This window comes from Shinella lacus (assembly GCF_010994755.1).
In the GTDB taxonomy this organism is placed as follows: domain Bacteria; phylum Pseudomonadota; class Alphaproteobacteria; order Rhizobiales; family Rhizobiaceae; genus Shinella; species Shinella lacus.
The window spans coordinates 719,117-729,575 of sequence record NZ_WHSB02000002.1; the positions used below are offsets into that span (position 1 = coordinate 719,117).

A 10,459-nucleotide genomic window follows, 5' to 3' on the forward strand; every position below is an offset into this window, starting at 1 on the left:
CCCCTCACTTCTCGTCGACGACGCGGACGAGGTGCTGGACGGCACGGATCATGCCGCGGACAGACGGAGTGTCTTCCAGCGTGCGAACCCGATGCATCTTGTTAAGGCCCAGGCCGACGAGCGTTGCACGCTGTACGGCCGGACGGCGGATGGGGCTGCCGATCTGCTCGACAGTCACCGTCTTCGTTGCGGTTTCTTTCTTAGCCATTGTTCAAACTCCCTTATTCTTCGGAAGCGACGCCGGCGGACGCACGACGGGCCTGCAGCGTGGCGTACTTCATGCCGCGCTGTGCCGCGATGTCCTTCGGGTGCATCTGGCTCTTGAGGGCGTCGAAGGTCGCACGGATCATGTTGTACGGGTTCGACGAACCGGTCGACTTGGCGACGACGTCATGAACGCCGAGCGTTTCAAAGACGGCGCGCATCGGGCCACCGGCGATGATGCCGGTACCGGCCTTGGCCGAGCGAAGCAGAACCTTGCCGGCGCCGTGGCGGCCGTGCACGTCGTGGTGCAGCGTGCGGCCCGAGCGCAGCGGTACGAAGATGAGGTCGCGCTTGGCGGCTTCGGTGGCCTTCCGGATTGCTTCCGGAACTTCACGAGCCTTGCCGTGGCCGAAGCCGACGCGGCCCTTCTGGTCGCCGACGACGACGAGAGCTGCGAAACCGAAACGACGGCCGCCCTTGACGACCTTCGCGACGCGGTTGATCGCGACGAGCTTGTCGACAAACTCGCTGTCGCGCTCTTCGCGGTTCTGGCGGTCATCGCGACCGCGCTTTTCCTGTGCCATTGTCCTTTTCCTTTTTCTTTTCCGGGTGCAATCGGCAGATTGACGAAAGTCGCCCCCATTCAGGGAATGGAAGCGACCAATACCCAACTGAGCTGACCGGCAGGCGCTTTACGCGCCCAGCCGAAAGATCAGAAGCTAAGACCACCTTCACGCGCAGCTTCGGCAAGAGCCTTGATGCGGCCGTGATAGATGAAGGCGCCACGGTCGAAAACGACCTCCTTGACGCCGGCCTTGGCGGCACGCTCAGCGATGAGCTTGCCGACGGCAGCGGCTGCTGCCGTGTCGGCGCCCGTCTTCAGAGACGAGCGCAGATCGGTGTCGAGCGTGGAGGCGGACGCAAGCGTCGTGCCGGCCACGTCATCGATAACCTGTACGTAGATGTTCTTCGACGAGCGATGAACCGACAGGCGCGGACGGCCGTTGGCGACCGCCTTGATGGAACGGCGCACGCGGTTGGCGCGGCGCACGAGAGCTTCTTTCCTGCTAGCCATTTCGCGTGATCCTTACTTCTTCTTGCCTTCTTTGCGGACGATCCGCTCTTCGGCATACTTGACGCCCTTGCCCTTGTAGGGCTCGGGGCCACGGTATTCGCGGATTTCCGCTGCGACCTGGCCGACCTGCTGCTTGTTGATGCCGGAGATGATGATTTCCGTCGGCTTCGGTACAGCGATCGAGATGCCTTCCGGCGTCTGGTAGACCACGTCGTGGCTGAAGCCGAGTGCGAGCTGCAGGTTCTTGCCCTGCAGCGACGCGCGGTAGCCGACGCCGTTGATTTCGAGCTTGCGCTCGTAGCCGTCCTTCACACCCTTGAAGATGTTCTCGACCATCGTGCGGGACATGCCCCACTTGGAACGAGCATCCTTGGACGTGTTGATCGGCTGAACGACAACTGCGTTGTCTTCGAGCTTCACCGAAACTTCGTCGTTTGCGACGAAGAACAGTTCGCCCTTCGGGCCCTTCGCGGTGACCGTCTGACCATCGACGGTCGCGGTGACACCAGCGGGAACCGGAACGGGCTTCTTACCGATACGAGACATTGTTTTATCCTGTCTGTTCGTTATGGAGATCCTTGCTCAGTCTTAGAAGACCGAGCAAAGAATCTCGCCACCAACGTTCTGTTCGCGTGCCTGGTGATCGGCCATCACACCCTTCGGGGTCGAAAGGATGGTGATGCCGAGGCCGTTCGCGACCTGCGGAATGGACTTGACCGAGACATAGACCCGGCGGCCCGGCTTGGAGACGCGGTCGATCTTGCGGATCACGGACGCGCCTTCGTAGTACTTGAGTTCGATGTTCAGCTCGGCCTTGCCGTTGCCGAATTCGACTTCCGAATATCCGCGGATGTAACCTTCGGACTGAAGGACGTCCAGAACGCGGGCGCGCAGCTTGGAAGCCGGCGTCGAAACGCTGGACTTGCGGCGTGCGGCGCCGTTGCGGATGCGGGTGAGCATATCGCCCAGAGGATCAGTCATAGACATGTGCCCGTCTCCTTACCAGCTCGACTTGACAATGCCCGGCACCTTGCCGGAATTGCCCAGTTCACGAAGCGCAATACGCGACATTCCGAGTTTGCGATAAAAGGCGCGCGGACGGCCCGTTACTTCGCAGCGGTTGCGGATGCGGGTCTTGGAACCATTGCGCGGAAGTTCGGCAAGCTTCAAGGTCGCCTTGAAGCGCTCTTCGATCGGAAGAGCCTGGTTCTGGATGATGGCCTTCAGGCGGGCACGCTTAGCGGCCTGGCTGGCAACCAGTTTGCGGCGGCGCTTGTTCTTTTCAACTGCGCTCGTTTTCGCCATAACAGTTATCCTTCTTTACGCTTGTCGTTACGGATCAGGCGCGGAACGGGAAGTTGAACTCTTTCAGAAGAGCCCGTGCTTCGTCGTCCGTCTTTGCCGTCGTGCAAACGATGATGTCCATGCCCCACATCTGATCAACCTTGTCGTAGTTGATCTCCGGGAACACAATGTGCTCCTTGATACCCATGGCGAAGTTGCCACGGCCATCGAAGGACTTCGGGTTCAGACCACGGAAGTCGCGTACGCGGGGCAGCGCGATGTTCACGAGGCGATCCAGAAATTCATACATGCGGGCGCCGCGCAGCGTAACCTTCGCGCCGATCGGCATGCCTTCGCGCAGCTTGAAGCCGGCGATGGAGTTGCGGGCGCGCGTGATGACCGGCTTCTGGCCGGCAATCGCTGCGAGGTCGCCAGCCGCTACGGACGGCTTCTTCGAATCGCCCGTCGATTCACCAACACCCATGTTGATGACGACCTTGTCGAGACGCGGGATCTGCATCTCGTTGGCGAAGGAGAACTGCTCCTGAAGCGCCTTGCGGATACGCTCGACGTATTCCTTCTTGAGGCGCGGCTCATACTTGGTGTCAGCCATCGATCGACACTCCCGAACGCTTTGCTACACGAACCTTCTTGTCGCCCTCGACCTTGAAACCGACGCGGGTCGGCTTGCCGTCCTTGGGGTCGGCGATCGCGATGTTCGACAGGTGGATCGAAGCTTCCTTGGTGATGATGCCGGCTTCCTGGGTCTGGGACTGACGCTGGTGACGCTTCACCAGGTTGATACCCTTGACGACCGCGCGGTCTTCCTTCGGCATGACCTGAACAACTTCACCGGTACGGCCCTTGTCCTTGCCGGTGAGTACGACGACCTTGTCGCCCTTACGAATCTTCTGCATAGCCATCGCTCCTTAGAGTACTTCCGGAGCCAGCGAGATGATCTTCATGTGGTTCTTTGCGCGAAGTTCGCGCGGAACCGGTCCGAAGATACGGGTGCCGATGGGCTCTTTCTTATTGTCGATCAGGACGGCTGCGTTGTTGTCGAAACGGATAACGCTACCATCGGGGCGGCGGATGTCCTTGGCGGTGCGAACGACAACCGCCTTCATCACGTCACCCTTCTTCACGCGGCCGCGCGGGATGGCTTCCTTGATCGAGACGACGATAATGTCGCCGACCGAAGCGTACTTACGCTTGGAGCCGCCCAGCACCTTGATGCACATGACACGACGTGCGCCGGAATTATCCGCGACGTCGAGGTTAGTCTGCATCTGAATCATGTCAGGTCGCCTTCTTGTTTTACCGGACCGGTTGGGTGTTAGCCCCCTGTTCCAGCTTATGGAAATACGTGTTTTCGCGCGGGATGGTCTTTTGTCAGGGTGGTTTCCACTGATCGGCGAGCCGATGGGACCTTCCGTGCGCTCAAAGCAAAAGACGCTCGTGATTCCGAGCGTCCTTGCGCTGCTTCATACAGGTTTTCGCGCCGAACACAAGGGCCCGGCGCAAATTCCGATGTTTTTAGGCGTGGGCCGATACGACGGTCCAGCGCTTGTCCTTGGAGATGGGTGCGCATTCCTCGATGGAAACGACGTCACCGACCTTGTACTGGTTGTTTTCGTCATGCGCCTTGTACTTCTTGGACCGGCGAACGGTCTTCTGAAGCAGCGGGTGGGCAAAGCGGCGCTCGACGCGAACGACAACGGTCTTTTCGTTCTTGTCACTGACTACAGTGCCCTGCAGAATGCGTTTCGGCATCGTTTTCGGTCCTTAGGCCTTGGCTTCTGCCGCCTTCTGGCGGGCAATGGTCTTGACGCGCGCGATGTCCTTGCGGACTTCGTTGATGCGCGAGGTCTTCTCGAGCTGGCCAGTCGCCTTCTGGAAGCGCAGGTTGAACTGCTCTTTCTTCAGCTTGGCAAGCTCATCGTTGAGCTGGTCGGCGCTAAGCGCGCGAACGTCTACGGCTTTCATCCTACTCGCTCCTTACTCTGCAATGCGCTGTACGAAGCGCGTCTTGACCGAGAGCTTGGCCGAGCCGAGACGAAGCGCCTCGCGGGCGATCTCCTCGGAGACACCGTCGATCTCGAACATCATACGACCAGGCTTGACCTTGGCCGCCCAGTATTCGACCGAGCCCTTACCCTTACCCATGCGGACTTCGGTAGGCTTGGCGGTGACCGGCACGTCGGGGAACACACGGATCCACACACGGCCGGCACGCTTCATGTAACGCGTGATCGCGCGGCGGGCCGCTTCGATCTCGCGAGCGTTAACGCGATTCGGTTCCTGAGCCTTCAAGCCGAACTCGCCGAAAGCGAGGTCGGAGCCGCCCTTGGCGACACCCTTGATGCGGCCCTTGAACTGCTTGCGATACTTGGTACGCTTTGGCTGCAACATTTTTTTACTTCTCCGATATTGGCTGCCAAACGCGACTGTTACGCGTTTTCACGACGACGGTCGCCACGATCGCCGCGTTCGCGGCTGGCGGGACCCTGGCTGTCACTTTCGCTTGCGCGACGCTCCGAAGCCATCGGGTCGTGTTCAAGGATTTCGCCCTTGAAGATCCAGACCTTGATGCCGCAGATGCCGAATGCGGTTTCGGCTTCAGCCGTACCGTAATCGATGTCCGCACGCAGCGTGTGAAGCGGAACGCGACCTTCGCGGTACCATTCCGTACGGGCGATTTCCGCGCCGCCGAGACGGCCTGCGCAGGTGATCTTGATGCCTTCGGCGCCAAGACGCATCGCGGACTGAACAGCGCGCTTCATCGCACGGCGGAAAGCCACGCGGCGCTCGAGCTGCTGGGCGATCGACTGGGCAACGAGGGTTGCGTCGACTTCCGGCTTGCGCACTTCAACGATGTTGAGGTGCGTTTCCGAGTTCGTCATCGCGGCAAGCTTCTTGCGAAGCTTCTCGATGTCTGCACCCTTCTTGCCGATGATCAGACCCGGGCGAGCCGAGTGGATCGTGACGCGGCACTTCTTGTGCGGACGCTCGATGACGACCTTGGCGATACCGGCCTGCTTCAGCTCTTCCATGACGAAAGCGCGGATCTTAAGGTCTTCGTGGAGCAGCTGGCCGTATTCGGCATTGTCGGCGAACCAACGGCTGTCCCAGGTACGGTTGATGCCGAGGCGGAAACCGATTGGATTAATCTTCTGGCCCATTATGCGGCCTCCCCTTTGGCTTCGACTTCACGGACGACGATCGTGAGATGCGAGAAAGGCTTCTCGATCCGCGATGCGCGGCCGCGGCCACGAGCGTGGAAACGCTTCATGACAATGGACTTGCCGACATACGCTTCCGCGACGATCAGCGAGTCCACGTCGAGGTCGTGGTTGTTTTCTGCGTTGGCGATAGCGGATTCCAGCGTCTTCTTGACGGTCTCGGCGCTACGCTTGCGCGAGAATTCAAGTTCGGCGAGCGCCCGGTCGACCTTCTTGCCGCGGATCAGCGCAGCAAGCAGGTTGAGCTTCTGGGGGCTGACGCGGATCGTGCGCGCGATGGCCTGCGCCTCGTTATCCTTCAGCCGACGTTCGGCTTTAGCCTTGCCCATCGTTACTTCCTCTTCGCCTTCTTGTCCGCGCCGTGACCGTAATAGGTCCGGGTCGGAGCGAATTCACCAAACTTGTGGCCAACCATGTCTTCGTTGACGGCCACCGGGATATGCTTGCTGCCGTTGTAGACGCCGAAGGTGAGACCGACGAACTGCGGCAGGATCGTGGAGCGACGGCTCCAGATCTTGATCACTTCGCTGCGACCGCCTTCACGAACCTTCTCAGCCTTCTTGAGAAGATAGCCGTCAACAAACGGGCCTTTCCATACTGAACGAGCCATTCCTGACTACCTCTCTTACTTCTTCTTCAAGTGGCGCGAGCGCATGATGAACTTGTCGGTCGACTTGTTCGAGCGGGTACGCTTGCCCTTGGTGGGCTTGCCCCACGGGGATACCGGGTGACGACCACCGGAGGTGCGACCTTCACCACCGCCGTGCGGGTGGTCGACCGGGTTCATGACGACGCCGCGGTTGTGCGGGGTCTTGCCGCGCCAACGCGTGCGACCAGCCTTGCCGTCGTTGATGTTGCCGTGGTCCGGGTTGGATACGGCGCCAATCGTGGCGAGGCAGGACGAGTGAACCAGGCGCTGTTCGCCCGAGTTCAGGCGAAGGATCGCCATGCCCTGGTCGCGGCCGACCAGCTGGACGAAGGTGCCGGCGGAGCGGGCGATCTGGCCGCCCTTGCCCGGCTTCATCTCGACGTTGTGAACGATCGAGCCAACCGGGATGTACTGCAGCGGCATGGTGTTGCCGGGCTTGACGTCAACGGCCTTGTCGGACGCGATGACCTTGTCGCCGGCTGCCAGGCGCTGCGGTGCCAGGATATAGGCCTGCTCGCCGTCAGCGTAGTCGATCAGCGCGATGAACGCGGTGCGGTTCGGGTCGTATTCCAGACGCGCGACCGTGCCTTCGACGTCGAACTTGCGACGCTTGAAGTCGACGAGACGGTAGGTACGCTTGTGACCGCCGCCGATGAAGCGGGCAGTGATGCGACCCAGGTTGTTACGGCCACCGCTCTTGGAGAGACCTTCGGTCAGAGCCTTTACGGGCTTGCCCTTGTAAAGGCCCGACCGGTCGACGATGACCAGCTGGCGCTGGCTCGGAGTGGTCGGGTTGTAGCTTTTCAATGCCATTTTTCTGTTTCCTCTTTAGCCGAGTGCCCGATTAGAGCCCGGTGGAGACGTCGATGGACTGACCGTCAGCGAGCGTGACGATAGCCTTCTTGACATCTCCCTGCCGGCCGGCGAAGCCGCGGAAACGCTTGATCTTGCCCTTGCGGACGAGCGTGTTCACAGCCGTGACCTTGACGCCGAAGAGTGCTTCCACTGCAGCCTTGATTTCAGGCTTGGAAGCGCGCTTGGCAACGTTGAAGACGACCTGGTTGTTTTCGGATACCAGCGTCGACTTTTCGGTGATCGAAGGAGATACGATCACATCGTAGTGGCGAAGATCCGTCATTTGAACCGCTCCTCGAGGGCTTCTACAGCAGCCTTGGAGAGCACGAGCTTGCCGCGGCGCAGGATGTCGTAAACATTGATACCCTGGATCGGAAGAACATCCACGTTCGGGATGTTGCGGGCTGCGAGCTTGAAGTTGCCGTCAAGTTCCGAGCCGCCGATGATGAGGGCATTGGTGAGGCCGAGCGAGGCGAATACGCCGGCGAGAGCCTTCGTCTTTGCTTCGGCAGCAACCAGATCGTCGATGATGATCAGGTTTTCAGCCTTCAGCTTTGCCGAGAGCGCATGGCGCAGGCCGAGCGCGCGAACCTGCTTGGGCAGGTCGTGGGCATGGCTGCGAACAACCGGGCCGTGGGCCTTGCCGCCGCCGCGGAACTGCGGTGCACGAGCCGAATGGTGACGAGCGCGGCCCGTACCCTTCTGCTTGTACATCTTGGCGCCCGTGCGGGAAACCTCGGCGCGGGTCAGCGACTTGTGGCTGCCCTGCTGCTTCTTGGCGAGCTGCCAGCGGACGACGCGGGCAATGATGTCTTCGCGCGGCTCGAGGCCGAAAATCGCGTCGGAGAGGGAGACCTTGCCGGCGTCCTTCCCCTCGAGGGTCGTGACTTTGAGATCCATGATCAGGCTCCCTTACTTGACTGCGGCGCGCACGGCGGCCGGACGCGGCGCGTCGGACGGGGTGCCGGACTTGACGGCGTCACGAACGACGATCCAGGCACCCTTGGAGCCCGGGACTGCGCCCTTAACGAGGATGAGACCACGCTCTTCGTCGGTCGAGACGACTTCGAGGTTCTGGGTGGTGACGCGCGTCTGGCCCATGTGACCAGCCATGCGCTTGCCCTTCCAGACCTTGCCCGGGTCCTGGTTGTTACCCGTCGAACCGTGCGAACGGTGCGAGACGGACACGCCGTGCGTTGCACGAAGACCACCGAAGTTGTGGCGCTTCATGGCACCGGCGAAACCCTTACCGATCGTGGTGCCGGTAACGTCGACGAGCTGACCTGCGACAAAGTGGCTCGCGGTCAGTTCCGCGCCGATGTCGATGAGGTTGTCTTCCGAAACGCGGAACTCGACGAGCTTGGCCTTCGGCTCGACGCTTGCAGCGGCGAACTGGCCGCGCAGTGCCTTTGCCGTGTTCTTCACCTTGGAGGTGCCGGCGCCGAGCTGGACGGCCGTGTAGCCGTTCTTGTCCTGCGTGCGCTGGGCCACGACCTGGACGTTGTCCAGTCGCAATACTGTTACAGGGATATGCTCACCTGCGTCATTATAGACGCGAGTCATCCCTACTTTCTGTGCAATCACACCTGAACGCATGGTTCAATCCTCTTAGAAGTCCTGTCGGGGTATTCCCAAAGTAAGGGAGCCCCTTCATGCCTCTTGGTTTAAGGATTCCACTCGGGCCTCGAAGGCCGTCGGGTTTCCCGTTTTTAGAAGACGTCGGCTAATGCCACGTACCTTCCTTGTTATTTCGGCTTACGCCGGACTTAGAGCTTGATCTCTACGTCTACACCGGCCGCAAGGTCGAGCTTCATGAGAGCGTCAACGGTCTGCGGGGTCGGATCTACAATGTCGAGCAGGCGCTTGTGCGTGCGCATCTCGAACTGTTCGCGGCTCTTCTTGTCGACGTGGGGCGACCGGTTGACCGTGAACTTTTCAATACGGGTCGGGAGCGGAACGGGGCCGCGGACGCTTGCGCCGGTGCGCTTTGCCGTCGACACGATCTCGCGCGTGGAGGCATCAAGGATCCGGTGGTCAAACGCCTTGAGGCGGATGCGGATGTTCTGGCCGTTCATACGACTTTTCCTTAGTTCGTTATCCGCGCGATTCTCTTGGGAATACGCGCTTTTTGATTCTGGCGGTTCCATAAAGGAACGCACACGAAAACACAATTGCCGAAAGGCCAGTCCGCTAAATTTTCAAAGACCGGAGGGGCAGGGTGAACCCCTGCCCTTCCTTTTTCAGCGGCCTAGGGCCTTACGTCTTACTCGACGATCGAAGCAACGATGCCTGCGCCGACGGTGCGGCCGCCTTCGCGGATCGCGAAGCGCAGCTTTTCTTCCATCGCGATCGGAACGATCAGCTCGACGGCAACCGTGACGTTGTCGCCCGGCATGACCATTTCCGTACCTTCCGGCAGCGAAACAATGCCCGTCACATCCGTCGTGCGGAAGTAGAACTGCGGACGGTAGTTCGTGAAGAACGGCGTATGACGGCCGCCTTCTTCCTTCGTCAGGATGTAGGCTTCTGCCATGAACTTCTTGTGCGGCTTGACCGAACCCGGCTTGCACAGGATCTGGCCACGCTCGACGCCGTCACGGTTCACACCGCGAACGAGAGCGCCGATGTTGTCGCCGGCCTGGCCCTGGTCGAGCAGCTTGCGGAACATTTCAACGCCGGTAACCGTCGTCTTCGAGGTCGGGCGGATGCCGACGATCTCGACTTCTTCACCGACCTTGACGATGCCGCGCTCGACGCGACCCGTCACAACCGTACCGCGGCCCGAGATCGAGAACACGTCTTCGATCGGCATCAGGAACGGCTGGTCGATCGGACGCTCCGGCGTCGGGATGTACGCGTCGACAGCGGCCATCAGCTCGCGGATCGCGTCTTCACCGATCTTCTTGTCCGAATCTTCGAGAGCGGCCAGAGCCGAACCCTTGACGATCGGAATGTCGTCGCCCGGGAAGTCGTAGGACGACAGCAGTTCGCGCACTTCCAGCTCGACGAGCTCGAGGAGTTCAGCGTCGTCGACCTGGTCGACCTTGTTGAGGAACACGACGATTGCCGGAACGCCGACCTGGCGGGCGAGCAGGATGTGCTCGCGGGTCTGCGGCATCGGGCCGTCAGCAGCCGAGCAGACCAGGATCG

General features: G+C 60.7%; 21 protein-coding genes. All 21 read right to left on the minus strand.

Translation table 11 applies throughout. The features are described 5' to 3' along the window. Positions 1–4: 4 nt before the first annotated feature. Positions 5–208, minus strand: coding sequence for a 50S ribosomal protein L30 (gene rpmD, locus GB927_RS08050; RefSeq protein ID WP_256116149.1), 204 nt, complete (start codon positions 206–208; stop codon positions 5–7). Between the two features lie 13 nt (positions 209–221). Continuing rightward, positions 222–788: a 30S ribosomal protein S5 gene (rpsE, locus tag GB927_RS08055; RefSeq protein ID WP_023515494.1), complete on the minus strand. Its 567-nt coding sequence runs from the start codon at positions 786–788 to the stop codon at positions 222–224. A 128-nt stretch (positions 789–916) separates the two neighbouring features. Further along, entirely contained in the window at positions 917–1,279 is a 363-nt protein-coding gene (rplR, locus tag GB927_RS08060; RefSeq protein ID WP_256116151.1) for a 50S ribosomal protein L18, read from the minus strand. Between the two features lie 12 nt (positions 1,280–1,291). After that, positions 1,292–1,825, minus strand: a complete 534-nt coding sequence (gene rplF / locus GB927_RS08065) for a 50S ribosomal protein L6 (protein WP_256116152.1) — start codon at positions 1,823–1,825, stop codon at positions 1,292–1,294. Between the two features lie 42 nt (positions 1,826–1,867). Beyond that, positions 1,868–2,266 (minus strand): 30S ribosomal protein S8, encoded by a 399-nt coding sequence (gene rpsH / locus GB927_RS08070; protein WP_256116153.1) that lies wholly within the window; start codon positions 2,264–2,266, stop codon positions 1,868–1,870. A gap of 12 nt (positions 2,267–2,278) precedes the next feature. Continuing rightward, positions 2,279–2,584: a 30S ribosomal protein S14 gene (gene rpsN, locus GB927_RS08075; protein ID WP_256116154.1), complete on the minus strand. Its 306-nt coding sequence runs from the start codon at positions 2,582–2,584 to the stop codon at positions 2,279–2,281. 34 nt (positions 2,585–2,618) lie between these two features. Beyond that, positions 2,619–3,176, minus strand: coding sequence for a 50S ribosomal protein L5 (gene rplE / locus GB927_RS08080; RefSeq protein ID WP_256116155.1), 558 nt, complete (start codon positions 3,174–3,176; stop codon positions 2,619–2,621). Beyond that, complete coding sequence (gene rplX / locus GB927_RS08085) at positions 3,169–3,480, minus strand: 50S ribosomal protein L24 (protein WP_069059026.1); 312 nt, start codon at positions 3,478–3,480, stop codon at positions 3,169–3,171. The genes rplE and rplX overlap by 8 nt, the downstream gene beginning before the upstream one ends. Before the next feature lie 12 nt (positions 3,481–3,492). Next, positions 3,493–3,861 (minus strand): 50S ribosomal protein L14, encoded by a 369-nt coding sequence (gene rplN, locus GB927_RS08090; RefSeq protein ID WP_018328276.1) that lies wholly within the window; start codon positions 3,859–3,861, stop codon positions 3,493–3,495. Between the two features lie 238 nt (positions 3,862–4,099). Beyond that, a complete protein-coding gene (gene rpsQ / locus GB927_RS08095; RefSeq protein WP_256116156.1) occupies positions 4,100–4,336 on the minus strand; it encodes a 30S ribosomal protein S17 in 237 nt (78 codons plus the stop codon). Positions 4,337–4,348: 12 nt separating this feature from the next. Then, positions 4,349–4,549: a 50S ribosomal protein L29 gene (rpmC, locus tag GB927_RS08100; RefSeq protein WP_069059028.1), complete on the minus strand. Its 201-nt coding sequence runs from the start codon at positions 4,547–4,549 to the stop codon at positions 4,349–4,351. Between the two features lie 12 nt (positions 4,550–4,561). Then, complete coding sequence (gene rplP, locus GB927_RS08105) at positions 4,562–4,975, minus strand: 50S ribosomal protein L16 (RefSeq protein WP_117372290.1); 414 nt, start codon at positions 4,973–4,975, stop codon at positions 4,562–4,564. A gap of 38 nt (positions 4,976–5,013) precedes the next feature. Beyond that, a complete protein-coding gene (gene rpsC / locus GB927_RS08110; RefSeq protein WP_256116157.1) occupies positions 5,014–5,745 on the minus strand; it encodes a 30S ribosomal protein S3 in 732 nt (243 codons plus the stop codon). Then, entirely contained in the window at positions 5,745–6,134 is a 390-nt protein-coding gene (rplV, locus tag GB927_RS08115; protein WP_117372288.1) for a 50S ribosomal protein L22, read from the minus strand. The genes rpsC and rplV overlap by 1 nt, the downstream gene beginning before the upstream one ends. A 2-nt stretch (positions 6,135–6,136) precedes the next feature. Continuing rightward, positions 6,137–6,415: a 30S ribosomal protein S19 gene (gene rpsS / locus GB927_RS08120; RefSeq protein WP_023517272.1), complete on the minus strand. Its 279-nt coding sequence runs from the start codon at positions 6,413–6,415 to the stop codon at positions 6,137–6,139. Positions 6,416–6,430: 15 nt separating this feature from the next. Continuing rightward, positions 6,431–7,267 (minus strand): 50S ribosomal protein L2, encoded by an 837-nt coding sequence (gene rplB, locus GB927_RS08125; RefSeq protein ID WP_256116159.1) that lies wholly within the window; start codon positions 7,265–7,267, stop codon positions 6,431–6,433. A gap of 31 nt (positions 7,268–7,298) precedes the next feature. Continuing rightward, entirely contained in the window at positions 7,299–7,592 is a 294-nt protein-coding gene (locus GB927_RS08130) for a 50S ribosomal protein L23 (protein ID WP_256116160.1), read from the minus strand. Next, positions 7,589–8,209, minus strand: coding sequence for a 50S ribosomal protein L4 (gene rplD, locus GB927_RS08135; protein WP_256116161.1), 621 nt, complete (start codon positions 8,207–8,209; stop codon positions 7,589–7,591). The genes GB927_RS08130 and rplD overlap by 4 nt, the downstream gene beginning before the upstream one ends. Before the next feature lie 12 nt (positions 8,210–8,221). Beyond that, positions 8,222–8,905, minus strand: coding sequence for a 50S ribosomal protein L3 (gene rplC / locus GB927_RS08140; RefSeq protein ID WP_256116162.1), 684 nt, complete (start codon positions 8,903–8,905; stop codon positions 8,222–8,224). Between the two features lie 170 nt (positions 8,906–9,075). After that, a complete protein-coding gene (gene rpsJ / locus GB927_RS08145) occupies positions 9,076–9,384 on the minus strand; it encodes a 30S ribosomal protein S10 (protein ID WP_003507767.1) in 309 nt (102 codons plus the stop codon). 188 nt (positions 9,385–9,572) lie between these two features. Next, positions 9,573–10,459: elongation factor Tu (gene tuf / locus GB927_RS08150; protein WP_256116163.1), on the minus strand; the 887-nt coding region annotated here is incomplete at its 5' end.

Coding starts and splice junctions, on each gene's coding strand:
- rpmD (WP_256116149.1), bottom strand. CDS start 208: ATGGCTAAGAAAGAAACCGCAACGAAGACGGTGACTGTCGAGCAGATC.
- rpsE (WP_023515494.1), bottom strand. CDS start 788: ATGGCACAGGAAAAGCGCGGTCGCGATGACCGCCAGAACCGCGAAGAG.
- rplR (WP_256116151.1), bottom strand. CDS start 1,279: ATGGCTAGCAGGAAAGAAGCTCTCGTGCGCCGCGCCAACCGCGTGCGC.
- rplF (WP_256116152.1), bottom strand. CDS start 1,825: ATGTCTCGTATCGGTAAGAAGCCCGTTCCGGTTCCCGCTGGTGTCACC.
- rpsH (WP_256116153.1), bottom strand. CDS start 2,266: ATGTCTATGACTGATCCTCTGGGCGATATGCTCACCCGCATCCGCAAC.
- rpsN (WP_256116154.1), bottom strand. CDS start 2,584: ATGGCGAAAACGAGCGCAGTTGAAAAGAACAAGCGCCGCCGCAAACTG.
- rplE (WP_256116155.1), bottom strand. CDS start 3,176: ATGGCTGACACCAAGTATGAGCCGCGCCTCAAGAAGGAATACGTCGAG.
- rplX (WP_069059026.1), bottom strand. CDS start 3,480: ATGCAGAAGATTCGTAAGGGCGACAAGGTCGTCGTACTCACCGGCAAG.
- rplN (WP_018328276.1), bottom strand. CDS start 3,861: ATGATTCAGATGCAGACTAACCTCGACGTCGCGGATAATTCCGGCGCA.
- rpsQ (WP_256116156.1), bottom strand. CDS start 4,336: ATGCCGAAACGCATTCTGCAGGGCACTGTAGTCAGTGACAAGAACGAA.
- rpmC (WP_069059028.1), bottom strand. CDS start 4,549: ATGAAAGCCGTAGACGTTCGCGCGCTTAGCGCCGACCAGCTCAACGAT.
- rplP (WP_117372290.1), bottom strand. CDS start 4,975: ATGTTGCAGCCAAAGCGTACCAAGTATCGCAAGCAGTTCAAGGGCCGC.
- rpsC (WP_256116157.1), bottom strand. CDS start 5,745: ATGGGCCAGAAGATTAATCCAATCGGTTTCCGCCTCGGCATCAACCGT.
- rplV (WP_117372288.1), bottom strand. CDS start 6,134: ATGGGCAAGGCTAAAGCCGAACGTCGGCTGAAGGATAACGAGGCGCAG.
- rpsS (WP_023517272.1), bottom strand. CDS start 6,415: ATGGCTCGTTCAGTATGGAAAGGCCCGTTTGTTGACGGCTATCTTCTC.
- rplB (WP_256116159.1), bottom strand. CDS start 7,267: ATGGCATTGAAAAGCTACAACCCGACCACTCCGAGCCAGCGCCAGCTG.
- GB927_RS08130 (WP_256116160.1), bottom strand. CDS start 7,592: ATGACGGATCTTCGCCACTACGATGTGATCGTATCTCCTTCGATCACC.
- rplD (WP_256116161.1), bottom strand. CDS start 8,209: ATGGATCTCAAAGTCACGACCCTCGAGGGGAAGGACGCCGGCAAGGTC.
- rplC (WP_256116162.1), bottom strand. CDS start 8,905: ATGCGTTCAGGTGTGATTGCACAGAAAGTAGGGATGACTCGCGTCTAT.
- rpsJ (WP_003507767.1), bottom strand. CDS start 9,384: ATGAACGGCCAGAACATCCGCATCCGCCTCAAGGCGTTTGACCACCGG.